This is a genomic window from Pseudomonas antarctica (assembly GCF_900624995.1).
Lineage (GTDB): Bacteria > Pseudomonadota > Gammaproteobacteria > Pseudomonadales > Pseudomonadaceae > Aquipseudomonas > Aquipseudomonas antarctica.
This window is the reverse complement of sequence record NZ_UYXQ01000016.1, coordinates 56,788-80,986: the sequence shown is the minus strand read 5'-3', so window position 1 is coordinate 80,986 and position 24,199 is coordinate 56,788. Positions and strand designations below refer to the sequence as shown.

At 58.3% G+C, this 24,199-nt stretch carries 21 protein-coding genes and 1 pseudogene; 4 read left to right on the top strand and 18 right to left on the bottom strand.

Going from position 1 to position 24,199, the window contains the following annotated elements; translation table 11 throughout:
* On the top strand, positions 1-1,143 hold a 1,143-nt coding region (fabB, locus tag E0F99_RS12605; RefSeq protein ID WP_130908783.1), incomplete at its 5' end, for a beta-ketoacyl-ACP synthase I.
* Positions 1,144-1,252: 109 nt separating this feature from the next.
* Here the strand turns inward: fabB and E0F99_RS31115 are convergent.
* From E0F99_RS31115 to E0F99_RS12595, 3 genes and pseudogenes are all read right to left on the bottom strand, one after another.
* Positions 1,253-2,116, bottom strand: a complete 864-nt coding sequence (locus E0F99_RS31115; protein ID WP_408003449.1) for a methyl-accepting chemotaxis protein — start codon at positions 2,114-2,116, stop codon at positions 1,253-1,255.
* Positions 2,108-2,881 (bottom strand): annotated as a pseudogene (locus E0F99_RS31110) (MCP four helix bundle domain-containing protein); the annotation flags it as partial. The gene E0F99_RS31115 and the pseudogene E0F99_RS31110, both read right to left, overlap by 9 nt.
* Before the next feature lie 97 nt (positions 2,882-2,978).
* On the bottom strand, positions 2,979-4,001 hold the full coding sequence (locus E0F99_RS12595; protein WP_083359353.1) for an amidohydrolase family protein: 1,023 nt from the start codon (positions 3,999-4,001) through the stop codon (positions 2,979-2,981).
* Positions 4,002-4,141: 140 nt separating this feature from the next.
* On the opposite strand from E0F99_RS12595, the gene E0F99_RS12590 reads away from it, so the two are divergent.
* Both E0F99_RS12590 and E0F99_RS12585 read left to right on the top strand, forming a co-directional pair.
* Positions 4,142-4,558 (top strand): OsmC family protein, encoded by a 417-nt coding sequence (locus tag E0F99_RS12590; RefSeq protein WP_083359354.1) that lies wholly within the window; start codon positions 4,142-4,144, stop codon positions 4,556-4,558.
* A 64-nt stretch (positions 4,559-4,622) separates the two neighbouring features.
* A complete protein-coding gene (locus tag E0F99_RS12585) occupies positions 4,623-5,489 on the top strand; it encodes a pirin family protein (protein WP_083359355.1) in 867 nt (288 codons plus the stop codon).
* Between the two features lie 81 nt (positions 5,490-5,570).
* Here the strand turns inward: E0F99_RS12585 and E0F99_RS12580 are convergent, their stop codons facing one another.
* The 4 genes from E0F99_RS12580 to E0F99_RS12565 form a co-directional block, all read right to left on the bottom strand.
* Positions 5,571-6,299, bottom strand: coding sequence for a dienelactone hydrolase family protein (locus tag E0F99_RS12580; RefSeq protein ID WP_083359356.1), 729 nt, complete (start codon positions 6,297-6,299; stop codon positions 5,571-5,573).
* A 68-nt stretch (positions 6,300-6,367) separates the two neighbouring features.
* Positions 6,368-8,272: a molecular chaperone HtpG gene (gene htpG, locus E0F99_RS12575; protein WP_083360474.1), complete on the bottom strand. Its 1,905-nt coding sequence runs from the start codon at positions 8,270-8,272 to the stop codon at positions 6,368-6,370.
* 89 nt (positions 8,273-8,361) lie between these two features.
* Positions 8,362-8,814: a PaaI family thioesterase gene (locus E0F99_RS12570; protein WP_083359357.1), complete on the bottom strand. Its 453-nt coding sequence runs from the start codon at positions 8,812-8,814 to the stop codon at positions 8,362-8,364.
* Entirely contained in the window at positions 8,811-9,287 is a 477-nt protein-coding gene (locus E0F99_RS12565; protein WP_083359358.1) for a PaaI family thioesterase, read from the bottom strand. The genes E0F99_RS12570 and E0F99_RS12565 overlap by 4 nt, the downstream gene beginning before the upstream one ends.
* 158 nt (positions 9,288-9,445) lie before the next feature.
* Here E0F99_RS12565 and E0F99_RS12560 point away from each other — a divergent pair, with 158 nt between their 5' ends.
* Positions 9,446-9,703 carry a hypothetical protein gene (locus E0F99_RS12560; RefSeq protein WP_083359359.1) on the top strand — a complete coding sequence of 86 codons (258 nt, stop codon included), beginning with the start codon at positions 9,446-9,448 and terminating at the stop codon, positions 9,701-9,703.
* Positions 9,704-9,807: 104 nt separating this feature from the next.
* Here the strand turns inward: E0F99_RS12560 and E0F99_RS12555 are convergent, their stop codons facing one another.
* From E0F99_RS12555 to sdhC, 11 genes are all read right to left on the bottom strand, one after another.
* Positions 9,808-10,548 (bottom strand): DUF599 domain-containing protein, encoded by a 741-nt coding sequence (locus E0F99_RS12555; protein WP_083359360.1) that lies wholly within the window; start codon positions 10,546-10,548, stop codon positions 9,808-9,810.
* Positions 10,549-10,718: 170 nt separating this feature from the next.
* On the bottom strand, positions 10,719-12,032 hold the full coding sequence (brnQ, locus tag E0F99_RS12550; RefSeq protein ID WP_083359361.1) for a branched-chain amino acid transport system II carrier protein: 1,314 nt from the start codon (positions 12,030-12,032) through the stop codon (positions 10,719-10,721).
* 431 nt (positions 12,033-12,463) lie between these two features.
* Positions 12,464-13,345 (bottom strand): succinate--CoA ligase subunit alpha, encoded by an 882-nt coding sequence (sucD, locus tag E0F99_RS12545; protein ID WP_083359362.1) that lies wholly within the window; start codon positions 13,343-13,345, stop codon positions 12,464-12,466.
* A complete protein-coding gene (gene sucC / locus E0F99_RS12540) occupies positions 13,345-14,511 on the bottom strand; it encodes an ADP-forming succinate--CoA ligase subunit beta (RefSeq protein ID WP_083359363.1) in 1,167 nt (388 codons plus the stop codon). Before sucC ends, sucD begins: the two co-directional genes overlap by 1 nt.
* Before the next feature lie 202 nt (positions 14,512-14,713).
* Positions 14,714-16,150 (bottom strand): dihydrolipoyl dehydrogenase, encoded by a 1,437-nt coding sequence (lpdA, locus tag E0F99_RS12535; RefSeq protein WP_083359364.1) that lies wholly within the window; start codon positions 16,148-16,150, stop codon positions 14,714-14,716.
* Positions 16,151-16,251: 101 nt separating this feature from the next.
* Entirely contained in the window at positions 16,252-17,475 is a 1,224-nt protein-coding gene (gene odhB, locus E0F99_RS12530; protein ID WP_083359365.1) for a 2-oxoglutarate dehydrogenase complex dihydrolipoyllysine-residue succinyltransferase, read from the bottom strand.
* A gap of 44 nt (positions 17,476-17,519) precedes the next feature.
* The gene (locus E0F99_RS12525; protein ID WP_083359366.1) at positions 17,520-20,351 is read right to left on the bottom strand and encodes a 2-oxoglutarate dehydrogenase E1 component; all 2,832 of its coding nucleotides are present in this window, start codon (positions 20,349-20,351) and stop codon (positions 17,520-17,522) included.
* Positions 20,352-20,612: 261 nt separating this feature from the next.
* Positions 20,613-21,317: a succinate dehydrogenase iron-sulfur subunit gene (locus E0F99_RS12520; protein ID WP_003172807.1), complete on the bottom strand. Its 705-nt coding sequence runs from the start codon at positions 21,315-21,317 to the stop codon at positions 20,613-20,615.
* Between the two features lie 11 nt (positions 21,318-21,328).
* A complete protein-coding gene (gene sdhA / locus E0F99_RS12515; RefSeq protein WP_053255229.1) occupies positions 21,329-23,101 on the bottom strand; it encodes a succinate dehydrogenase flavoprotein subunit in 1,773 nt (590 codons plus the stop codon).
* Positions 23,102-23,104: 3 nt separating this feature from the next.
* The gene (gene sdhD / locus E0F99_RS12510) at positions 23,105-23,473 is read right to left on the bottom strand and encodes a succinate dehydrogenase, hydrophobic membrane anchor protein (RefSeq protein ID WP_003172805.1); all 369 of its coding nucleotides are present in this window, start codon (positions 23,471-23,473) and stop codon (positions 23,105-23,107) included.
* Positions 23,467-23,841 carry a succinate dehydrogenase, cytochrome b556 subunit gene (gene sdhC, locus E0F99_RS12505; RefSeq protein ID WP_083359367.1) on the bottom strand — a complete coding sequence of 125 codons (375 nt, stop codon included), beginning with the start codon at positions 23,839-23,841 and terminating at the stop codon, positions 23,467-23,469. The genes sdhD and sdhC overlap by 7 nt, the downstream gene beginning before the upstream one ends.
* Positions 23,842-24,199 lie beyond the last annotated feature (358 nt).

Here is a 24,199-nt window from a genome sequence, read left to right as displayed (position 1 = left end):
CGTGCAAGTCGCCCTGGCATCCGCTTCAACCCGGAATATGCCGAAATGGGTCTGCGTAGCCAGGTTTCCGGCTCCATCGACCTGCCCCTCGAAGAACTGATTGATCGTAAGATCTACCGCTTCGTCGGTCACGCAGCCGCTTATGCCTACCTGGCCATGAAAGACGCTATCGCCGACTCCGGCCTGAGCGAAGACCAGGTATCGAACGTACGCACCGGCCTGATCGCCGGCTCCGGCGGCGCATCGACCCTCAACCAGATGGAAGCGCTGGACATCCTGCGCGAAAAAGGCGTGAAGCGCGTTGGCCCGTACCGTGTAACGCGGACCATGGGCAGCACCGTTTCCGCCTGCCTGGCCACGCCGTTCCAGATCAAGGGCGTGAACTACTCGATCTCCTCCGCATGCGCCACCAGTGCTCACTGCATCGGTACTGCGGTTGAGCAGATCCAGCTGGGCAAGCAGGACATCGTATTCGCCGGCGGCGGTGAAGAAGAGCATTGGAGCCAGTCGTTCCTGTTCGACGCCATGGGCGCGCTGTCCACCCAGTACAACGAAACCCCGGAAAAGGCCTCCCGCGCCTACGACGCCAAGCGTGACGGTTTCGTCATTGCCGGCGGTGGCGGCATGGTCGTGGTCGAGGAGCTGGAACACGCTCTGGCCCGCGGTGCGAAGATCTACGCGGAAATCGTCGGTTACGGCGCGACGTCTGACGGCTACGACATGGTTGCGCCAAGCGGTGAAGGCGCCATCCGTTGCATGCAGATGGCCATGTCCACCGTTGATACCCCAATCGACTACCTGAACACCCACGGTACTTCGACTCCGGTCGGCGACGCCAAGGAAATGGAAGGCGTGCGTGCGGTATTCGGCGACAAGGCGCCAGCGATCAGCTCGACCAAGAGCTTGTCCGGTCACTCCTTGGGCGCCGCTGGCGTTCACGAAGCGATCTACTGCTTGCTGATGATGGAAGGCAACTTCATGGCCGGTTCGGCCAACATCGAAGAGATCGACCCGGTCGTTGCCGACATGCCGATCCTGACCAAGACCGTTGAAAACGTCAAAATCGACACCGTGATGAGCAACAGCTTCGGCTTCGGTGGCACTAACGCGACCTTGGTACTGAAACGCTGGCAGGGCAAGTAAGCCCCGCAGGTTGATCATGTGAAAAAGCCCCGACTGGTTCGGGGCTTTTTTATGGGTGGTTGAAAACCCTGTGGCGAGGGCACTTGCTGCCTCGCCACAACAAACAACCTCACACCGAAAACCGCGCCACCATGGTATTCAGGTCTACCGCCAACCGCGACAACTCCTGGCTCGCCGCACTGGTCTGGTTCGCCCCGGTCGACGTCTGATGCGCCAAATCGCGAATATTCATCAAATTACGATCCACCTCCCGCACCACGGCCGCCTGCTGCTCCGACGCACTGGCAATCACCAGGTTACGCTCATTGATCAGCGTAAAGGCCGAAGCGATCTCCTCCAGCGCCGTCCCCGCCGACTTGGCGATATCCAGCGTAGACCGTGCCCGCGTATTGCTCAGTTGCATCGAACTCACTGCTTGATCAGTGCCCTGTTGAATGCCACTGATCATCTGCTCAATTTCCTGCGTCGACTGCTGCGTGCGATGCGCCAAGGCCCGCACCTCATCCGCCACCACTGCAAACCCGCGCCCGGCATCCCCGGCCCGCGCCGCCTCGATGGCCGCATTCAACGCCAGCAAATTGGTCTGCTCGGCAATCGAACGAATCACATCCAGTACCTTGCTGATCCCATAAACCTTCTGCGCCAGCTCCTCGACCTGGGTCGCATTGGCAGTCACATCCGTGGCCAGGGCCTCGATCGACTCCACCGTCTGGTGCACCTGCTCACGCCCACGCTGGGCAATGCGGTCGGACTCGCGCGACGCTTGTGACGTAGCCACCGCGTTGCTCGCCACTTCTTCCACCGCCGCCGTCATCTGGTTGACCGCTGTCGCAGCCTGCTCGATTTCCTGGTTCTGCTGGTGCAGGCCACGGGTAGCGTCCTCAGTCACGCAACTGAGTTCTTCAGAAGCCGAGGCCAACTGGTTCGAGGATTCGGCAATACGCCGAATCGTGTCGCGCAGGTTCTCCTGCATGCCTTTGAGCGCCTGCTGCAAACGCGCCGGCTCATCACTGCCTGTCACACTGATCTGGGCGGTCAGGTCGCCACCGGCCACGCCTTGGGCGACTTTCAGCGACTGCGCCAGCGGCAGCACGATGCTGCGAGTCAGCCACACAGCCAGCCCGATGGTGATCAGTGCCGTCAACACAATCATGCCGACCACCCAGATGCGAGACTGCGTGAACACACTTTGCGCCAGGTTCGCGGCCTGGTTGGCGCTGGCTTTGTTCAGGGCGACCAGGTCGTGCAAGGTCCTGGCCAACTCATCGGCGAGCTGATTCATCTCGCCGTTGACGATCTTGATCGCCTCCTCCAACTGGTTTGCCTTGGAGAACGCCAAGACCTGCTCCTGGCGTTGCAGGTATTGCTGCTCCTGGGACTTGAAGCGATCAAACAGCGTGCGCTCTTCGGGCAGCACGATCAGCCCTTCATAGAGGGTCTGCGCGTGGTGCAGGCCATTTTTCAATTCAGTGAGCTTCTGCTCGCCCTGCGTCAGCGCCTGTGGGTCGCGGTTGACCAGCAAGCGCAGAGTCAGCGCGCGAACCCGCAGCAGGTTCTGCCCCATCTCCCCCACTGCCATCACGCTGGGCAGCCAGTTGTTTTCTACCTGGTCCGACTGCTGGCGCATATTGGCCATCTGCACAAGGGCGAAGCCGCCCAAGGCGAACACCATCAACGCCAGCACGCCAAAGCCCAAGCCGGCACGGGGGGCGATATTCAGACTGCGGATACTACTCATTGCCAGGATTCCTTCCAAATGCGCTGCATCCACCTGCAGCGGGTCTCCTGAAAGGTATCGGCCCGTTACCAAGTTTGCGTAAGACGAAAAGGCGATATCAAAGTGCCTGATCATCGCGAAGCGGCTTCGGCAGAACCGAGAGGAAGTTATCGCGGGCCACCTTGCGGGCTACACCCTCAGGCAGCGCATCGAGGAAGGGATCAAAACGATGCATTTCCTTACCCAGCGAGTTAAAGCGCCCTACAACATCCGAGCCCAGCATAAAGCGCCCAGGGAAGCGCCCCACCAGCTTTAACCACGCAGGCCTGGGCTTACCCGCCTCATCGAGCAAGTACGGCGTGAGCATGCTCCACGACAGGTCGATGTACAGGTTGGGGTAGGCCTCGAGCAGGCGGCTCAAGGTTGGCAGTAGAAAGTCCAACTGCACCTGATGACGATGGATCTCCTTGCTGGTGCCCGCGTGGGCCCAGATAAAGCGAGTGTGCGGGTGATTGCGTAGCGACTCTTCCACTTCTGCCAGGTACAGCGGGTTACGCTCGCGCTTGGAGGTGATATTGGAGTGCAGCATCACCGGCAGGTCGTTTTCGGCGGCGAGGTGATAGATACGCGTCATGGCTTCGTTGTTGGCGCGCGGGGTGTCGCCAACGGTCAAGGCCGTCAGGTCGTCGTGGCGCGTGAACACCTCGCCAATGCCCTGCCACAGCCCCGGGTTGAGGTCGAGCATGCGCTGGATGTGAACGGCAGAGTTCTTATCGTTAGGGTTGAAGCCGGACAGAAACGGATGGAAATGCTGACGCTGCTCGGGGGTGAGTTTATTCACCGCCGCCGCGACGATCACGTCGGTGGCGCTGTACCAATAGGCATCGGCGTCGTCGCCGGCATAGTAACGCGGCCGCTTGGGCTCATCTTCGTGCCATTTCTTCGCCACCGGAATGCCGGAAATCATCACGTGTTCGATACGAGTGTCGGCCATGGCCTTAAGTAATGTGTCCATGCCCGCCGTTTCCTGGAAAAAATCCACGTAATGCAGGTGCGCGTCGCTGTAGGCATAGTCGCGGGCCTGCGCAGCAAGGCTGGCGGCGGCGAAAAACAGGGCGAGACTCAGGCGGGTCAAGGGCACGGTAAAACCTCGGTCCAGGCTAATACGGGTAGACCTTGTACCCTACGCTACGGTTCATCAGCCAAAAAACGCGGAACACCCAAGTGCCAGCATGTTCTATAACTGCATGACCTTCATCCCGCCAACCTGTGAGGTTCACCATGCCTGTTACCGTCAACACCCTGAACCAGGACAATTTTCGCCATAGCGTGAATATCAACAACCACGAACTGTTCACCGACCTGCCCAAGAGCCTGGGCGGCGACGACTCGGCGCCCTCCCCGCACGACTATTTCGATGCCGCCCTGGCGTCGTGCAAAGCCTTGACCGTTACGCTCTACGCCAAGAAAAAAGACATCCCGCTGACCGGCGTGACCGTAGAAGTCACTCACGACAGCACCGAGGAGCAAAAGGGCAAGTACACGCTCAACGTCAAGCTGACCCTCAAGGGCGTGCTCACCAGTGAACAGCACGAAGAGCTGCACCGCGTGGCGGATCGCTGCCCGGTGCACAAGCTGATGACGACAGCCGAGGTCACTATCGAGACGAGATTGTCGGAAGGCGCCTTCAGCCAATAGCGCCAACGCCCCGTCGAGCGGGTTATGCTCACTGCTATCTAACCCGCTCAGACAGGGACGTACCATGACCACCCTCACCGTGATTCGCCCGCGCGCTGAAGATGTCGAAGGCCAGCCGATCCTGCGCCCACTGCCGTCGCGCGAATGCCGCAGCGTCGGGCCTTTTGTGTTTTTCGACCATATGTTGCTCACTCGCTATGCCGCCGGCACAGGCATGAATATCCGCCAGCACCCGCATATCGGGCTGTCCACGCTGACCTATCTGTTTGAAGGCGCGCTGCAACACAAGGACAGCCTCGGCTCGGACCAAGTGGTGCAAGCTGGCGACGTCAGCTGGATGACCGCTGGCAGTGCGATTGCCCACGTCGAACGCACGCCCGAAGCGATCAAGGCTGAAGGTTCCAGCCTGCATGGCCTACAAGTGTGGCTGGCCTCGCCCAAGGACCACGAGGCCGGGCCGGGGCATTACAGTCACCACTCGGCGGCGAGTTTGCCGATCAGTGACAACCTGGGCGTGCAGATTCGACTGATCGCCGGTAGCGGTTTTTGTCTTAAATCACCGGTACCGGTGCTTTCCCCCACGTTGTATGCCGAAGTGCAAATGCAGACAGCCACGACGCTGCTGATCCCGCACGAGCACCCGGAACGCGCAGTGTATGTGCTGGAGGGGGAGGCACAATTGGATGGCGAGGTGCTGGAGGTGCATAGCTTGGCGGTATTGCCTGCCGGGCAGGAAATGACGCTGTTTGCCGAAAGCAATTGCCACGTGATGGTGTTTGGCGGTGCGCCGCTGGATGGGCCACGGCGGATCAATTGGAATTTCGTGGCGAGCGACCCGGCCATGATCGAACAGGCGCGGCAGCGTTGGGCGGCGGGGGATTGGCCGACGGTGCCGGGGGAGTCTGAAAGGATTGAGTTGCCTGTCAAATAGCTATCGCAGGCAAGCCAGCTCCCACATTTGACTGTATTCGCAAATCAACATGTGGGAGCGGGCTTGCCCGCGATGGGGCCATCAGCCCTTGAACACTTCATCCAGCAAGTTATGCATCGACTGGAACGCCCGCGCAGCGGTCTTCGCGTCGTACATCATCTTGCCCGGCACATTGGCCTGCGGGTCGGTGAACGAATGCACCGCACCGCCGTAGCTCAGCAACTGCCAATCCACACCCGCTGCGTTCATTTCATCCTCAAACGCCGGCAATTGTTCTTTAGGCACCAATGGGTCGGACGCACCGTGCAGTACCAACACGGACCCCACGATGTTCTTCGCATCCGCCGGGTTCGGCGTGTCGAGGGTGCCGTGGAACGATACGGCAGCCTTCAAGGGTGCGCCGGTACGCGCCAGCTCCAGGGAGCAGCAACCGCCGAAGCAGAAACCAAAGGTCGCAAGCTTAGAGGTATCCACAGCGGCTTCGGTCTGGCCTTGCAGTTGCTCGAAGGCCACGTGCATGCGCTTGTTCAGCAGTGGGCGGTCATTCTTCAACGGCATCATCGCCGCGCCCGCTTCATCACCATTCGAGGGGCGCACAGCTTGCCCATACAGGTCGGCGATCAGCACCACGTAGCCCTTGGCGGCAACGCTTTTGGCGATTTCTTCAGCACCTGCACTCACACCCATCCAGTTCGGCGCCATTAGCAGGCCAGGCAGCGGGCCTTTGTGGCTGGCATCGAAGGCCAGGCGACTTTCATAAGACTGGCCATCAATCTGATAGACCACGGAACGTACAGTGACTTGGCTCATCATTTACTCCAGTTGAGGTGCGCTAGAACGAAAAAAAACCCGCCGAAGCGGGTTTTTCTACAACGGTGTTAAACCGACAGTTCAACCAACAGCTTGTTCAGTCGGCGCACATAGGCGGCCGGGTCCTTCAAGCTGTCGCCAGCGGCCAGGGCCGCCTGGTCGAAGAGGATGTGCGACAGGTCGCCAAAACGCTCTTCGCTCTGCTCGCCGTCGAGTTTCTCGATCAACGGGTGAGCCGGGTTGAACTCGAAGATCGGCTTGGAATCCGGAACCTTCTGACCACTGGCTTCGAGGATCTGACGCATCTGCATGCCCAGATCCTGCTCGCCGATGGCCAGAATCGCCGGGGAGTCGGTCAGGCGGTGGGAAACCCGCACTTCGCTGACCGCATCGCCCAGGGCTGTCTTGATCCGCTCAACCAGGCCTTCTTTGGCCTTGGCGGCTTCTTCGGCTTCCTTCTTCTCTTCTTCGGAGTCCAGGTTACCCAGGTCCAGGTCACCACGGGCCACGTCGACGAAGGTCTTGCCGTCGAACTCGCTGAGGTAGCTCATCAGCCACTCATCGATACGGTCGGTCAGCAGCAGCACTTCGATGCCTTTCTTGCGGAAGACTTCCAGGTGCGGGCTGTTCTTAACCTGAGCGTAGGTTTCACCGGTCAGGTAGTAAATCTTGTCCTGACCTTCTTTGGCGCGCGCCAGGTACTCGGCCAGGGACACCACTTGCTCGCCGTCTTCACCTTGGGTAGAAGCAAAACGCAGCAGGCCGGCGATTTTTTCCTTGTTGGCAAAGTCTTCCGCCGGGCCTTCTTTCATGACCTGGCCGAAGTTTTTCCAGAAGCCTTTGTATTGCTCAGGCTCGTTCTTCGCCAGCTTCTCCAGCATGTCGAGCACGCGCTTGGTCAGCGCCGACTTCATCGAGTCGATGATCGGGTCTTTCTGCAGGATTTCTCGCGACACGTTCAGCGACAAGTCGTTGGAGTCAACCACGCCTTTAATAAAGCGCAGGTACAGCGGCAGGAAGGATTCCGCCTGGTCCATCACGAACACGCGCTGCACGTACAGCTTCAGGCCTTTGGGCGCCTCACGCTGGTACAGGTCGAACGGAGCACGGGCCGGTACGTAAAGCAGCGAGCTGTATTCCAGCTTGCCCTCGACCTTGTTGTGGCTCCAGCTCAGCGGGTTCTCGTAGTCGTGAGCGATGTGCTTGTAGAACTCCTGGTATTCCTCGTCCTTCACCTCGGTACGCGGACGGGTCCACAGGGCGCTGGCACGGTTGACCACTTCCCATTCCTGGGCAGGTTTCTCTTCGCCCTCGACAGCCGCCTGTTCTTTCGGCAGTTCGATCGGCAAAGCGATATGGTCGGAGTACTTCTTGATGATGTTACGCAGACGGTAACCATCAGCGAATTCATCTTCACCTGACTTCAGGTGCAACACGATGCGGGTGCCACGGTCAGCTTTATCGAGGGTGGCGATTTCGAATTCGCCTTCACCTTTGGACGACCAGTGCACGCCTTCGCTGGCGTCGAGGCCAGCGCGACGGCTGAACACTTCAACCTTGTCGGCGACGATGAAGGCCGAGTAGAAGCCCACACCGAATTGACCGATCAGGTGCGAATCTTTTTTCTGGTCGCCCGACAGGTTCTTCATGAAATCTGCAGTGCCGGATTTAGCGATGGTACCCAAATGGGTGATCGCGTCTTCACGGCTCATACCGATGCCGTTGTCTTCGAGAGTGACGGTATTGGCGTCCTTGTCGAAGCTCACACGAATTTTCAGTTCGGCGCCACCTTCCAGCAACTCAGGCTTGGACAAGGCTTCGAAACGTAATTTGTCGACAGCGTCAGAGGCGTTCGAGATCAATTCGCGAAGGAAGATTTCCTTGTTGGAATACAGCGAATGGATCATGAGGTGCAGCAGTTGCTTCACCTCGGTCTGGAAGCCCAGGGTTTCCTTTTGAGTTTCCACACTCATGGTCATCAAACTCCAATTGGATGGCAATGGCCGCGCCCTTGAGGGTTGGCGGCGGGTTGTCTTCAAAGTTGGGGGCTAAGACCAGGATTTCAAGGGCGGGCTGTTTCCTCAATCTTGAAATGTGCGCGGGCGGTAGCAATCGGTTCGGCCGCGGTACTTTGCCAGGCGGTGATCGCCACATTCGCAACGCGACGGCCCTGGCGCCACACCTGGCACTTGGCGTAAGTGTCGCGAAACTGCCCCGCGCGCAGGTAATCGAGCGAGAAATCGATGATTTTCGGGATGCCTGGCGAGCCGGTGAATACCAACAAGTGCAACGCCGCCGACAGCTCCATAAAACCGGCAATCACGCCACCGTGCAGCGCCGGCAATATCGGGTTACCAATGTTGTCCTTGTTGGCCGGCATACGGAACAGCAATTCATCGCCCAAACGGGTGCACTCAATGCCAATCAGCTTGGCGTAGGGAATCAGGTCGAGCAGCGCTTCATAGTGACCGCGCTCATGGGCCTGCTCCAGGCGCGTTTTGAATCGATGCGTCATGCCTGTTCTCCCTTGATGGTACTGCCCAGTCCTTGTGTGCCTTTGAGGCGCTTGCCCATGCGCATGAACGTGCCCACCACGTGGGCAATGGGTTGCTCAGGGTCATCCTGGAAGGCGAAGCCACGGGTGAAGATCACGTCGGCGGTCACCCGGTAGCACTGCGCGAAGCCATACACGGGTTTATGCGGTTCGGCGGGATGCATGTAGTCGACGCGCAGGTCGAGGGTCGGGCACACCTCGAATTCAGGCAATACGCACAGGGTGGCCATGCCGCAGGCAGTGTCCATCAATGAGGTGAGCGCGCCGCCATGAATCACGCCGGTTTGAGGATCTCCAACAATATGGGAGCCATAAGGCAGTGCCAGCGTCATGCCCTTCTCGCTTGCAGCATGCACGGTTATGCCTAACACCTGGCAATGGCGCAAGGCCGAAACAAAGCGTGTGGCACGTTCTAACAGGGGATTTGCGGCCATGTGATCTAGACTCTTATTAGTGTGGATCCGCGGAGTAGGTGGTGCGGGTTAAAGTTCCTTGAGCGCCTTGGTTTATATATCTGGGGAATAAAAGGAACTAATGCTGACCCCCTAGGCTCGAAAGGCCAGTAGATATCTTCAATAAGGAGAAACACCCAATGCGCAAGACTTTAGCTATTTCCATGATGCTCGCCGCTGCCCTCGGTCTCGCTGCCTGCGATAAAAAATCCGAAGACAAAGCTCAAGATGCCCAATCGCATTCTGAGCAAGCTCAGAAAGACATGGCCAAAGCTCAGGATAAAGTGAACGACGCTGCGAAAGAAAACGCCGATGCTGCCAAAGCTCAGGCTGAAGCGAACGACGCCAAAGCGAAAGAAGACGGAACGGCCACTCCAGCAGCACCTGCCAAGCCTTAATAGCCGGGTCCTGCTGTAAAAAGAAAGCCCGCTTATAGAGCGGGCTTTACTTTGTCTGCCGTTTCATTCCTGGCCGAAAGTTGCACTAACCCTGCGGCCTCTAGTTAAGGCCCCGCTTCTTTCGACACGTGCGTCATCGGCCTATCGGTCGGGGTATATACCATCACCTGCAGTACGTCGGAATGAAACTCCCGGCGATACAGCACCCCTACGACTGCGCTGCTCATCAACATGAACAACCAGGGGCTGACAAACCAAGCCAGCAGGGTCATGCCGAAGTAATAAGCGCGCAGGCCAAAGTTGAACTGGTTAGCCGCCATGGAAATCACACGCGCCGCCCTGAGGGCAAACGCTTTGCGCTCCTGCTCCGAGACCTGCCGCTCACCGACCATCGGCGCCGACCCCACCAGCACCGCCGCAAAGTTGTATTGGCGCATGCACCAACTGAACGTGAAGAACGCATAGACGAACACCAGTGCCAGGCACAGCAGCTTGATTTCCGACATGCCCTGGGACGCCTGCTGCACCATGGGAATATCCGCCAGCAACGACACTGCCCGCTCGGAAGCACCCAGCACCGTGAGAATACCGGCGAGAATGATCAGCGTGCTGGAAGCGAAGAACGAGGCGTTGCGTTCCAGGTTGCCGATCACGCTGGCGTCGGCAATACGGTTATCACGCAGCAACATGCGGCGCATCCAGTCTTCGCGATACAGATGCAGCACGCTGGCCAGGCAAGCGGTATCGCGGGCTTTCCAGATGGCGTAACGGGTGTAGCCGCCCCAGCAGAGGACAAACCAGAGCGCGGCAAGCAGGTGGATCTGATTGGTTTCAACGAATGACATGCGGGTCCTTAGACACAGTGGGTAAAGGCAACGCGGTTTAAATGTAGGAGCGGGCTTGCTTGCTCCCACCTTTACCGAATTGCAACTCTAGAAGGTTGTCGTCTCATACGCATAAAAAATGCCCCGTATCGATTGATACGGGGCATTTCAGTGAAGCGCGCAAGCGTGCGTTATGCGATGGCTTCGCTACGCTTGCCGAGCATGCGGTCAACCACGACAGCGACCACCAGCGTCATCACCGACGGCACCAGCCACGCCAGGCCTTGCTCACTCAGCGGCAGATGCGCCAACTGCGCCGGCATCCAATCCGCCAGACCCGCGCCTTTGAGCGCATCGATGCAGCCAAAGATGAACGACACCAGCATCACCGGACCAACGATACGGCCTTGCTCCAGCCAGAAGTCTTTGCAGAAGCTCAGTGCCACTAACACAATGCACGGCGGGTAAATCGCCGTGAGTACCGGGATCGAGAAGGCAATCAGCTTGGTCAGGCCCAGGTTGGAGACGAACAGCGAGAACAGCGCCAGGATCACGACCAACGTCTTGTAGGACAGCGGCAGGATTTTGCTGAAGTACTCAGCGCACGCACAGGTCAGCCCCACGGCGGTCACCAGGCACGCCAGGGAGATCAGCACGGCAAGGAAGCCGCTGCCCAAAGAGCCGAACGTGTGTTGCACGTAAGCGTGCAGCACGGCGGCGCCGTTGCCAGCACCGGCGGCCACGGCATGGCTGCCCGAACCCAGGCGGAACAGGCTGATGTACACCAACGCCAGGCCCACGCCGGCAATCAGGCCGGCAATGATCGCGTAGCGGGTGATCAGTTGTGGCGATTCGACGCCACGGGAACGGATGGCATTGACGATGACGATACCGAATACCAGCGCGCCCAGGGTATCCATGGTCAGGTAACCATTGATGAAACCTTGGGAGAACGGTGCAGCGACGTACTCTGGCGTGGCAACACCTACATCACCGGCCGGCAAGGCAAACGCGGCCATGCCGAGAATAGCCAGGGCAATGATTTTCAGTGGTGCCAGGAAGCGACCGACGGTGTCCAGCAGTCGACCTGGGTACAGGGACACAAAGAACACCACCAGGAAATACACCGAGCTGTAGAGGAACAGCGCCAGCGGGCTTTCACCGGTCAGCGGCGCGAGGCCCACTTCAAATGAAACGGTCGCGGTACGCGGGGTGGCGAACAGCGGCCCTACCGCCAGGTACGCCGCCGCCGCGAGCAGGCCGCCAGCGACCTTGCCGATCGGGCTGCTCAGCGCGTCCATGCCGCCGCCGACCTTGGCGAGAGCGATCACAGTGACCACCGGCAGACCGACCGCAGTAATCAGAAAGCCCAGCGCCGCCATCCAGACGTGAGGCCCGGACTGCAAACCGACGATAGGCGGGAAGATGATGTTGCCGGCGCCCACGAACAGGGCAAAGGTCATAAAGCCTAACGCCAGGATATCCTGGCTTTTCAACACTTTCATTTGAGGAAATACCACACTACTGAATCGGAATTTAGAGAGGGATTCCCTATGGATGAGGGAACTGCTGCCAGCCCTGATGTGGACCGACCGGTCTAGCGCGCGGCTTCCTTTTGAGATGCGTACGCATAAAGAGGCGGCTAGCCTAACGAATTTGGGCGACAAACGCACTGTTGCGGGGCGAACTGTCCGATAAGCGACATCCAAATGTCGCGTTTTCGTACCTTTTGAATCTCACACGGTCACTGTGGGAGCTGGGCTTGCCCGCGATGCAGAGACCTCGGTGTTTCCGTGCAACCGCAGTGATGCCATCGCGGGTAAGCCCGACTCCCACAATTGAGCGGGGCGACCTAACAAAATTCAGCCCCCCAGAATGCACAAAGGCCACCCGAAGGTGGCCTTTGTGTGGGTAAAGCGTCAGCTAAGCGCGAGGCTTACTTGACAGCCCAACCGGTCAGCTCGGACAAAGCCTTGCCGATGTCTGCCAGCGAACGCACGGTTTTAACGCCTGCGTCTTCAAGGGCAGCAAACTTCTCGTCTGCAGTGCCTTTGCCGCCGGAGATGATTGCGCCAGCATGGCCCATGCGCTTGCCCGCAGGGGCAGTCACACCAGCAATGTAGGAAACAACCGGCTTGGTCACGTGGGCCTTGATGTAGGCAGCCGCTTCTTCTTCAGCCGAACCGCCGATCTCACCGATCATCACAATCGCTTCGGTCTTCGGGTCTTCCTGGAACAACTTCAGGATGTCGATGAAGTTGGAGCCTGGGATCGGGTCACCGCCGATGCCGACGCAAGTCGACTGACCGAAACCGGCGTCAGTAGTTTGCTTCACAGCTTCGTAGGTCAGGGTGCCGGAACGCGAAACGATACCGACTTTGCCTGGCAAGTGAATGTGACCTGGCATGATGCCGATCTTGCATTCGCCTGGGGTGATCACGCCTGGGCAGTTAGGGCCGATCAGGGTAACACCCAGCTCGTCGCACTTAACTTTAGCGTCCAGCATGTCCAGGGTAGGAATGCCTTCGGTGATGCAGACGATCAGCTTGATGCCGCCGAAGGCTGCTTCCAGGATCGAGTCCTTGCAGAAAGGAGCTGGAACGTAGATCACGCTGGCGGTGGCGCCAGTGGTCTCTACTGCTTCTTTCACAGTGTTGAACACTGGCAGGCCCAGGTGCTCGGTACCGCCTTTGCCCGGAGTAACGCCACCCACCATCTGGGTGCCGTATTCAATGGCTTGCTGGGTGTGGAAACTACCTTGCGAACCGGTAATACCCTGGCAGATAACTTTGGTGTCTTTATTGATCAGGACGCTCATTATTTGCCCTCCGCAGCTTTGACAACTTGTTGAGCAGCGTCGGTCAGGCTGGTAGCCGCGATGATGTTCAAACCGCTTTCTGCCAGTACTTTAGCGCCCAGTTCAGCGTTGTTACCTTCAAGGCGAACAACAACCGGGATTTTAACGCCGACTTCTTTCACTGCACCGATGATGCCTTCGGCAATCATGTCGCAACGAACGATGCCGCCGAAGATGTTAACCAATACTGCAGCGACGTTGGCGTCGGACAGGATGATTTTGAAGGCTTCGGTTACGCGTTCTTTGGTAGCACCACCGCCCACGTCGAGGAAGTTGGCTGGTTTGCCGCCATGCAGGTTGACGATGTCCATGGTACCCATGGCCAGGCCAGCACCGTTGACCATGCAACCGATGTTACCTTCCAAGGCTACGTAGTTCAGTTCGAACTTGGCAGCGTGCGCTTCGCGCGGATCGTCTTGCGACGGATCGTGGAAAGTCTTCAGCTTAGGCTGACGGTACATGGCGTTGGCGTCGATGTTGATCTTGGCATCGAGGCAATGCAGATCGCCGTCAGCCTTGATCACCAGCGGGTTCACTTCCAACAGAGCCAGGTCGTGATCCTTGAACAGCTTGGCCAGACCTACGAAGATCTTGGCGAACTGGGCAACTTGCTTGCCTTCCAGGCCCAGCTGGAAAGCCAGCTCGCGACCCTGGAATGGCTGAGCGCCAACCAGTGGATCGATAGTGGCTTTCAGAATTTTTTCTGGGGTTTCTTCGGCGATCTTCTCAATGTCCACGCCACCTTCGGTGGAAGCCATGAACACGATGCGACGGCTCGAACGGTCAACGACAGCGCCCAGGTACAGCTCTTTAGCGATATCAGTGCACGATTCAACCAGGATCTTGGTGACTGGTTGGCCATTGGCATCAGTCTGGTAAGTCACCAGACGCTTGCCCAGCCACTGCTGTGCGAAGGCCTTGGCGTCTTCTTTACTGCGAACCAGCTTAACGCCGCCCGCTTTACCGCGACCACCAGCGTGGACCTGGGCTTTGACAACCCACTCGGTACCACCGATTTTGTCGCAAGCTTCTGCTGCTGCTTCCGGGGTGTCTACTGCGTAACCCTTGGATACTGGCAGGCCGTATTCAGCGAACAGCTGCTTACCCTGATACTCGTGAAGATTCATGCTTTTTACCGTCTTCGTTAGGTACTGCGCATTCGGCGCTGCGCTCATTATGAGTGCCGCACCACCTGTGACTGCTGCTTGCACAACTTGCGGGGCTTAAAGCCCGTAAAGCTGCGCAAGACTGCGTCCAGCGGATATTCCGCGGTGAGTCTTGCGCGCAAGGCTCACGACGGGCAACCGCCGTGGTTTCTTATTATCTCGCTTAGCGCTTCTTCTTGTTGGCGATGTGGATGGCGCCGCCATTCACTGCCAACGCTGCTTCGTGCAACGCTTCGGACAGGGTCGGATGGGAGAAGACCATCATGCCCAGGTCCTCGGCACTGGTGCCGAATTCCATACCGATCGCGCCTTGCTGAACCAGTTCTGCAGCGCTTGGGCCAATCACGTGGACGCCCAATACGCGGTCAGTCTTGGCGTCAGCGATGACTTTGACAAAACCACCGGTGTCGTTGGCTGCCATGGCACGGCCAGAAGCGGCAAACGGGAAGGTGCCGACGTTAACTTCAACGCCTTCAGCTTTCAACTGCTGTTCGTTCTTGCCGACCCATGCAATTTCCGGGTGGGTGTAGATAACCGATGGGATCAGGTCGTAGTTCATCTGGGTTTTGTGACCCTTGATGCGCTCGACGACCATGATGCCTTCTTCGGAAGCCTTGTGCGCCAGCATCATGCCGCGAACCACGTCGCCGATGGCGTACACGCCTGGCACGGTGGTAGCGCACTGGTCGTCAACATGGATGAAACCACGCTCGTCGATGTTCACACCGCTGTCGGAAGCCAGCAGGTCGGTGGTCACTGGACGGCGACCCACGGCTACGATCAGCTTGTCGAAGGTGATGGTCTGCTCGCCTTCTTTATCGGTGTAGGTCACAACGACTTCTTCGCCGTTGACCTTGGAACCGGTAACACGGGCGCCCAGCTTGATGTCCAGACCTTGTTTGGTCAGGGTTTTCAGCGCTTCTTTGGACACTGCGGTGTCGGCAGCCAGCAGGAAAGTATCCAGGGCTTCCAGCACAGTCACTTCGGAACCCAGACGGGACCATACCGAACCCAGTTCCAGACCGATGACGCCAGCGCCGATCACGCCCAGACGCTTAGGTACGGCTTGGAATTCCAGGGCGCCGGTCGAATCAACGATCACGTTCTGGTCAACTGGAGCCGTTGGAATATCGATTGGGCGCGAGCCTGGCGCCAGGATCACGTTTTCGGCTTCGATGACTTCTACCGAGCCGTCCGGCTTGGTGATTTCAACTTTCTTGCCGGCCAGCAGTTTGCCGTGGCCTTGCAGGGAAGTAACGCCGTTGGCCTTGAACAAGGTGGCAACGCCGGAAGTCAGGCCTTTAACGATGTTGGCTTTACGGCCGACCATTGCTGGCACGTCCATGGTCACGCCAGCATGGTTGATGCCGTGGATCGCGAAGCCGCTTTGGGCTTCGTGGAATTTCCAGGAGCTGTCCAGCAGCGCCTTGGAAGGAATGCAACCAACGTTCAGGCAAGTACCGCCCAGCGCCAGTTTGCCTTCCTTGTCGGTGTATTTTTCGATGCAAGCAGTCGAGAGGCCCAGTTGTGCGGCCTTGATGGCGGCAACGTAGCCGCCAGGACCTGCACCAATCACTACAACGTCAAATTTCTGCGACATGAAAATAGTTCCTCTATTTAGCAGCAAGCTTTCAAGCCGCAAGCCCCGAGCCCAACTGCCTTATCCGGCAGCCTGTCACTGGAGGCCTGCAGCTGCTTCTATCAGATATCCAGCAGCAGACGAGCCGGGTCTTCCAGCAGGTTCTTGATGGTCACCAGGAAAGTCACGGCTTCTTTACCATCGATCAGGCGGTGATCGTAAGACAGTGCCAGGTACATCATTGGGCGGATCACGACTTGGCCGTTGATGGCCATCGGACGCTGGATGATGTTGTGCATGCCCAGGATCGCCGCTTGTGGCGGGTTGACGATCGGGGTCGACATCATCGAACCGAAGGTACCACCGTTGGTGATGGTGAAGGTACCACCGGTCATCTCGTCGATGGTCAGCTTGCCGTCACGGGCTTTTTTGCCGAAGCCTGCGATGCCGCCTTCGATTTCAGCCAGGCTCATCAGCTCGGCGTTACGCAGAACCGGAACCACCAGGCCACGGTCGCTGGACACGGCAACGCCGACGTCTGCATAGCCGTGGTAAACGATGTCGCTGCCGTCGATGGAAGCGTTGACTGCCGGGAAGCGCTTCAGCGCTTCGGTGGCCGCTTTCACGAAGAACGACATGAAGCCCAGGCGCACGCCGTTGTGGGACTTCTCGAACAGGTCCTTGTACTTCGAACGCAGGGCCATGACTTCGGTCATGTCGACTTCGTTGAAAGTGGTCAGCATCGCCATGTTCGACTGTGCTTCAACCAGGCGCTTGGCCACGGTGGCACGAACGCGGGTCATCGGTACGCGCTTCTCGGTGCGGTCGCCAGCGGCGAACACAGGCGCAGCAGCAGCCGGGGCAGCAGCCTTGGCAGGTGCAGCAGTTGGAGCGTTTTTCTTCGCTTCAACGGCGGCAACCACGTCTTCCTTGGTCACACGGCCGTCTTTGCCGGTGCCCTTGATGGAAGCCAGGTTGATACCGTTTTCGTCAGCCAGCTGGCGTGCAGCCGGTGCAGCGATTGGATCTTCGCCACCCGCAGCCGGTGCAGCAGCTGGGGCTGCGGCCGGTGCAGCGGCAGCAGGAGCAGGAGCAGCGGCAGCAGCGCTGCCCTCTTCGATCGAGCCCAGAACCTGGTTCGACAGAACGGTAGCGCCCTCTTCAGCAACGATTGCGCCCAATACGCCGTCAGCCTCGGCCAACACTTCCAGAACGACTTTGTCGGTCTCGATGTCGACGATCAGGTCGTCACGCTTGACGGCCTCGCCTGGTTTCTTGTGCCAGGTGGCAACGGTGCCATCGGCAACCGATTCCGGGAATGACGGGGCTTTGATTTCGATAGCCATTATCTGTGGGTCCTTAAAATTCGGGTTCAGTCAGCGCGAAGGCGTTAAACAGTGAAAGCATCTTGCAGCAGTTTTTCCTGCTGCTCGGCGTGCATCGACGCATAACCACACGCAGGTGCAGCAGAAGCATCACGACCGGCGTACTCAAGGCCGAGGCCTGTCTTGTGGTTACCGACGCTGCGACGCAAATGATGCTGGCTGCTGTACCACGCGCCCTGGTTCATCGGTTCTTCCTGACACCACACCGCTTTGGTGAGGTTGGTGTAAGGCGCGATGGCCTCCATCAGGTCGTCTTCCGGGAACGGGTAAAGCTGCTCGATCCGCACGATGGCGATGTCTTCGCGGCCTTCGGCACGGCGTTTTTCCAGCAAATCGTAGTAAACCTTGCCGCTGCACAGGATCAGGCGAGTGACCTTGGCCGCATCGAGGGTGTCGATTTCTGAAATAACGGTCTGGAACGAACCGTCGGCCAGATCTTCCAGGGTCGAGATGGCCAATTTGTGACGCAACAGCGATTTCGGAGTCAGCACGACCAGCGGCTTACGCAGCGGGCGGATGACCTGACGACGCAGCAAGTGGTAGATCTGAGCCGGGGTAGTCGGCACGCACACCTGGATGTTGTGCTCGGCGCACAGCTGCAGGTAACGCTCCAGACGAGCCGAAGAGTGCTCCGGCCCCTGACCTTCATAACCGTGTGGCAGCAGCATGGTCAGACCGCACAGACGGCCCCACTTGTGCTCGCCGCTGGTGATGAACTGGTCGATCACCACTTGGGCGCCGTTGGCGAAGTCGCCGAACTGGGCTTCCCAGATCACCAGCGCCTGAGGCGTGGTAGTCGAGTAACCGTATTCGAACGCCAGTACGGCTTCCTCGGACAGGAACGAATCGTACAGGTCGAAACGTGGCTGGCCTTCATATAGGTTCTGCAACGGGATGTAGGTGCCCGCGTCTTTCTGGTTGTGCAACACAGCGTGACGGTGCGAGAACGTACCACGGCCGATGTCCTGGCCGGTCATGCGGATCGGGTGACCTTCGAACGCCAGGGTCGCGTACGCCATGGTTTCGGCGTAACCCCAGTTGATCGGCAGGCCGCCGGCTTGCATCTTCTGACGGTCCTCGTAGATCTTCGCAACCTGGCGCTGCACCACAAAACCGTCTGGAATTTCCAGCAGTTTGGCCGACAGTTCCTGCAGGGTTTTCAGATCGAACGAGGTGTCGTGACGCGCAGTCCAGGCGTGGCCCAGGTACGGACGCCAGTCCACGAACAGTTCTTTGTTCGGCTCTTTAACCAGGCTTTTTACTACGTGCAGACCGTTGTCCAGCGCGTTGCGATATTCATCGATCTTCGCCTGAACACGTGCATCGTCAACCACACCGGCCTTCGTCAGGCTTTCGGCGTACAGCTCACGCGTAGTGCGCTGCTTGGTGATTTGCTGGTACATCAACGGTTGCGTGCCGCTAGGCTCATCCGCTTCGTTGTGACCGCGACGGCGGTAGCAAACCAGGTCGATCACCACGTCGCGCTTGAACTGCATGCGGTAGTCAATGGCGAGCTGGGTCACGAACAGGACGGCTTCCGGATCATCACCATTCACATGGAGGATCGGCGCCTGGATCATCTTGGCAACGTCGGTGGCGTACTCGGTAGAGCGCGCGTCCAACGGGTTGCTAATGGTGAAGCCCACTTGGTTGTTGATGACGATGTGAATCGTACCGCCGGTCTTGAAGCCGCGAGTCTGCGACATCTGGAACGTTTCCAGGACCACGCCTTGACCGGCGAATGCCGCGTCACCGTGGATGGAAATCGGCAGGACCTTTTCACCGGTAGTGTCGTTACGACGATCCTGGCGAGCACGCACCGAACCCTCGACCACTGGAGAAACGATTTCCAGGTGGGATGGGTTGAAGGCCATGGCCAGGTGAACTTCACCGCCGGTGGTCATCACGTTGGACGAGAAGCCTTGGTGGTATTTAACGTCACCGGAACCCAGCTCAACCTTCTTCTTGCCTTCGAACTCGTCGAACAGCTCGCGCGGGTTCTTGCCAAAGGTGTTGACCAACACGTTCAGGCGACCACGGTGAGCCATGCCGATCACGATTTCCTTGGTGCCGTATGAACCGGAACGCTGGATCAGCTCGTCGAGCATTGGAATCAGGCTTTCGCCGCCTTCCAGGCCGAAACGCTTGGTGCCCGGGTATTTGGTACCCAGGTATTTCTCGAGACCTTCGGCTGCAGTCACGCGCTCCAGCAGGTGGCTGCGCACATCGTCGGACAATACCGGACGGCCACGCACACCTTCCAGACGATGCTGGAACCAGTGGCGCTGCTCGGAATCGGTGATATGCGTAAATTCAGCGCCAATGGTGCGGCAATATGTCTGCTGCAACGCTTCGTGAATTTCGCGTAGGCTCGCTTCCTCTTTGCCGATGAACAGGTCGCCGGCACGGAAGGTCGTATCAAGATCGGCATTGGTCAAGCCGTAATGATTGATCGACAGGTCTGCAGGTGCAGGACGCTGCCAGAGCCCCAGCGGGTCAAGCTGGGCCGCCTGGTGGCCACGCATCCGGTAGGCCTGGATCAGTCGCAATACTTCAACTTGCTTCTTCTCGTGCTCACTGCTCACGCTCCCGGCGGAAACCGGCTGAGCGCGGCGCTGGTTCTTTGCCAGCAGCACAAACTGATCGCGAATTGTTGCGTGCGATACATCGGTGGCAGCGTTGCCGTCTGAAGACAACGTCTGAAATTTGGTGCGCCATTCTTCTGGCACAGCGTTAGGGTCGTGCAGGTAGAGCTCATAAAGCTCTTCCACATAGGCAGCGTTACCACCTGAAAGATAGCCGCTGTTCCACATGCGCTGCATCACGCTTTCTTGCATGCTTGGTCACCCTCGATTTGGGGACACCACCGGCGAAAACACCGAGTTTGCTTGCAAAAGGCCAAGTGCAGCGACCAAAACAAGCCACTTAGGATCACGCTGATAGTTCGGGTACCAACCCGAATGCCCCTGCTTGTCTCATTTCTTCAAAATAAGAGCCGCGGCTTTGTAAGTCGCTGCTCAAGTTAAAACTACGGCGCCGGTTGAAGCCTGCGCCGTAGCATTTACGGGCACAACGATCCTGCTTTGTTACCGCGTCAGTTACACGCCGCTTTGCAGCAGCATGTTACGGATGTGACCAATGGCCTTAGTCGGGTTCAGGCCTTTAGGACATACGTTGACGCAGTTCATGATCCCGCGGCAGCGGAATACGCTGAACGGGTCATCCAGCGAAGCCAGACGCTCGGACGTCTTGGTGTCACGGCTGTCTGCCAGGAAGCGGTACGCTTGCAGCAGAGCGGCTGGACCCAGGAACTTGTCCGGGTTCCACCAGAAGGACGGGCACGAGGTCGAGCAGCAAGCGCACAGGATGCACTCGTACAGACCGTCGAGCTTTTCACGCTCTTCAGGGGACTGCAGACGCTCGATGGCCGGAGCCGGCGTGTCGTTCTGCAGGAACGGCTTAACTTTCTCGTATTGCTTGTAGAAGATGCTCATATCGACGACCAGGTCACGGATAACCGGCAAACCTGGCAGAGGACGAACGATCAGCTTATTGCCTTTAACCACGGCGGACAGCGGCGTGATGCACGCCAGGCCGTTTTTGCCGTTGATGTTCATGCCGTCGGAACCGCACACACCTTCACGGCAAGAGCGACGATAGGAGAAACCTTCGTCCTGCTCTTTGATCAGTGCCAATACATCCAGCACCATCAGGTCTTTACCACCGGTATCGACCTGGAATTCCTGCATGAACGGCGCAGCGTCCTGATCAGGGTTGTAGCGGTAAACACTGACTTTCAACATAGCAGCCACCCTTAGTAAGTCCGAATCTTCGGTTCAAAGGTCGGAACTGTCTTCGGCGAGAAGTTCACGGCACGCTTGGTTACGCGCTTGTCACCCGGGAAGTACAGGGTGTGGCACAACCAGTTTTCGTCGTCGCGATCTTCAAAGTCTTCACGAGCGTGAGCACCACGGGATTCTTTACGAACCTCGGCGGCGATCGCAGTCGCTTCAGCCACTTCCAACAGGTTTTGCAGCTCAAGGGCTTCGATACGAGCGGTGTTGAACGCTTGGCTCTTATCGTTGATCTTGACGTTGGCAATACGCTTGCGCAGATCGGCCAGCTGGGCGATACCCTTCTGCATGTATTCGCCGGTACGGAACACACCGAAGTAGTTCTGCATGCAGTTTTGCAGCTCGCGACGCAGGGTCGCCACGTCTTCGCCATCGGTACGCTCGTTCAGAGCGTTCAGACGCGCCAGTGCAGCTTCGATGTTGGCGTCGGTGGCGTCATCGTATTCGATGCCGTCGGTCAGTGCCTTCTCGAGGTGCAGGCCGGCCGCACGGCCGAATACCACCAGGTCGAGCAACGAGTTGCCGCCCAGACGGTTGGCACCGTGAACCGATACGCAGGCCACTTCGCCTACCGCAAACAGACCATGAATGATCTCGTCCACGCCTTCGGCGTTTTGAGTGATCGCCTGACCATGAATGTTGGTCGGCACGCCGCCCATCATATAGTGGCATGTCGGAACAACCGGAACCGGAGCAACCACCGGGTCAACGTGAGCAAAGGTTTTGGACAGCTCACAGATACCTGGCAGGCGGCTGTGCAGCACTTCTTCGCCCAAGTGATCGAGCTTCAGCAGTACGTGGTCGCCATTCGGGCCACAGCCGTTGCCGGCGATGATTTCTTTAACCATCGAACGGGCCACAACGTCACGGCCAGCCAGGTCTTTCGCGTTCGGAGCATAACGCTCCATGAAACGCTCGCCGTGCTTGTTGATCAGGTAACCACCTTCACCACGGCAACCTTCGGTAACCAGTACACCGGCGCCGGCAATACCGGTCGGGTGGAACTGCCACATTTCGATGTCTTGTACCGGAACGCCTGCACGCAGTGCCATGCCGACGCCGTCACCGGTATTGATCAGGGCATTGGTGGTGGACGCGTAGATACGACCTGCACCGCCGGTCGCCAGCACAGTAGCCTTGGCGCGGATGTAGGTGGTTTCACCGGTTTCGATGCAGATGGCGATCACGCCGACGAACGCGCCGTCAGCGTTCTTTACCAGATCCACTGCGTAGTATTCGTTCAGGAACGTGGTGCCGGCTTTCAGGTTGCCCTGATAGAGGGTGTGCAGCAGCGCGTGACCGGTACGGTCGGACGCAGCACACGTACGCGCAGCCTGGCCGCCTTTACCGTAATCCTTCGACTGACCGCCGAATGGACGCTGGTAGATACGACCTTGCTCGGTACGCGAGAACGGCAGACCCATGTGGTCCAGCTCGAACACAGCGGCCGGGCCTTCTTGACACATGTATTCGATAGCGTCCTGGTCACCGATGTAGTCGGAACCCTTGACGGTATCGTACATGTGCCAGCGCCAGTCATCGTTCGGGTCGGCGGATGCGATGGCGCAGGTGATGCCACCCTGGGCCGATACGGTGTGGGAGCGCGTCGGGAACACCTTGGTGATCACGGCAGTCTTGTGACCGCCCTGGGCCAGCTGCAGCGCTGCGCGCATGCCTGCACCGCCGCCACCAATAATGATGGCGTCGAAGGAAATAGTTGGAATGTTAGCCATGACTCAGATACCCCAAAGAATCTGCACACCCCAGACGAAGTAAGCGAACATCGCGACGCCGCATACTGCCTGGAAGAGGAAACGGACTGCAGTCGCGGACTTGCCCAGCGCCATCGGCGTGAGGTAGTCGGTCGCGATGGTCCACATGCCGACCCAGGCGTGTGCGCCCAGGGCTACAAGTGCCAGCAGACTGAAGATTCGCATCGCATTGTGGGAAAACAGCCCGTGCCATTGCTCATAGCCAATGCCCGGGTTTGCGACGAGGTATCCGATCAGGAAAATGAAATAAGCCGCGAGAACAACCGCAGACACACGCTGCGCCATCCAGTCATAGAGGCCCGAACGCGAAAGGTTCGTAACGCTGGTTACCATATCCAAACTCCTGCCAGAACGATCAGCACCACGGAAATGGCGATGATGATTTTCGAGCCCAGGCGGCCGCCTTCCAGCGTCTCGCCGATGCCCATATCCATGATCAAGTGGCGCACGCCGGCTACCAAATGATAAAGCAGAGCGGACAGGAGGCCCCATGCTACGAACTTGGCCAGCGGGCTGGTCAAGCATGCCTTCACCTCGGCGTAACCTTCCTCGGAACCCAGGGATTTGCTCAATGCATAAAGCATGACGCCCAAGCCCAGGAACAGGATGATGCCGGAAACACGGTGCAGGAACGACGTAACGCCGGTGATGGGGAGTTTGATGGTCCTTAGGTCTAGGTTTACAGGTCGTTGGCTATTCACGGCTTTTTTTCACACTGAAGAGCCCCTAACAATCAGGGCAAAGTTGTTGGGGAGTGCACTGGTCAGGTAAGCACCACCCAGGGAGTGCGACCCCCAATGAAAGCAAGCCCAAAAGCCCTTGGCGGTCGGTGGCCGAGTATAGACAGTTAGGCTACTAATGACAACGCGCACACCTCACCCTAATAGCGGATTGCGCTGGCAGGATAAAAGGCGTAAACGGCGTTCAATTTCGACGAAAAAGTATGGTTAAAGCCTTCTGGAGCAAGACTTTAGGCAAATTGACATCTGAATTTATCTCACTATAGTGGTGCGGGCCCTGCGTGGGGGGTCTGTCTGATGATTTGAAGCATAAATAGGA

Bases quoted from the DNA above. Each gene is read 5' to 3' on its own strand.
- E0F99_RS31115 (WP_408003449.1), bottom strand. From the start codon at position 2,116: ATGCAGGAGAACCTGCGCGACACGATTCGGCGTATTGCCGAATCCTCG.
- E0F99_RS12590 (WP_083359354.1), top strand. From the start codon at position 4,142: ATGCCTGTTACCGTCAACACCCTGAACCAGGACAATTTTCGCCATAGC.
- E0F99_RS12585 (WP_083359355.1), top strand. From the start codon at position 4,623: ATGACCACCCTCACCGTGATTCGCCCGCGCGCTGAAGATGTCGAAGGC.
- E0F99_RS12580 (WP_083359356.1), bottom strand. From the start codon at position 6,299: ATGAGCCAAGTCACTGTACGTTCCGTGGTCTATCAGATTGATGGCCAG.
- htpG (WP_083360474.1), bottom strand. From the start codon at position 8,272: ATGAGTGTGGAAACTCAAAAGGAAACCCTGGGCTTCCAGACCGAGGTG.
- E0F99_RS12570 (WP_083359357.1), bottom strand. From the start codon at position 8,814: ATGACGCATCGATTCAAAACGCGCCTGGAGCAGGCCCATGAGCGCGGT.
- E0F99_RS12565 (WP_083359358.1), bottom strand. From the start codon at position 9,287: ATGGCCGCAAATCCCCTGTTAGAACGTGCCACACGCTTTGTTTCGGCC.
- E0F99_RS12560 (WP_083359359.1), top strand. From the start codon at position 9,446: ATGCGCAAGACTTTAGCTATTTCCATGATGCTCGCCGCTGCCCTCGGT.
- E0F99_RS12555 (WP_083359360.1), bottom strand. From the start codon at position 10,548: ATGTCATTCGTTGAAACCAATCAGATCCACCTGCTTGCCGCGCTCTGG.
- brnQ (WP_083359361.1), bottom strand. From the start codon at position 12,032: ATGAAAGTGTTGAAAAGCCAGGATATCCTGGCGTTAGGCTTTATGACC.
- sucD (WP_083359362.1), bottom strand. From the start codon at position 13,345: ATGAGCGTCCTGATCAATAAAGACACCAAAGTTATCTGCCAGGGTATT.
- sucC (WP_083359363.1), bottom strand. From the start codon at position 14,511: ATGAATCTTCACGAGTATCAGGGTAAGCAGCTGTTCGCTGAATACGGC.
- lpdA (WP_083359364.1), bottom strand. From the start codon at position 16,150: ATGTCGCAGAAATTTGACGTTGTAGTGATTGGTGCAGGTCCTGGCGGC.
- odhB (WP_083359365.1), bottom strand. From the start codon at position 17,475: ATGGCTATCGAAATCAAAGCCCCGTCATTCCCGGAATCGGTTGCCGAT.
- E0F99_RS12525 (WP_083359366.1), bottom strand. From the start codon at position 20,351: ATGCAAGAAAGCGTGATGCAGCGCATGTGGAACAGCGGCTATCTTTCA.
- E0F99_RS12520 (WP_003172807.1), bottom strand. From the start codon at position 21,317: ATGTTGAAAGTCAGTGTTTACCGCTACAACCCTGATCAGGACGCTGCG.
- sdhA (WP_053255229.1), bottom strand. From the start codon at position 23,101: ATGGCTAACATTCCAACTATTTCCTTCGACGCCATCATTATTGGTGGC.
- sdhD (WP_003172805.1), bottom strand. From the start codon at position 23,473: ATGGTAACCAGCGTTACGAACCTTTCGCGTTCGGGCCTCTATGACTGG.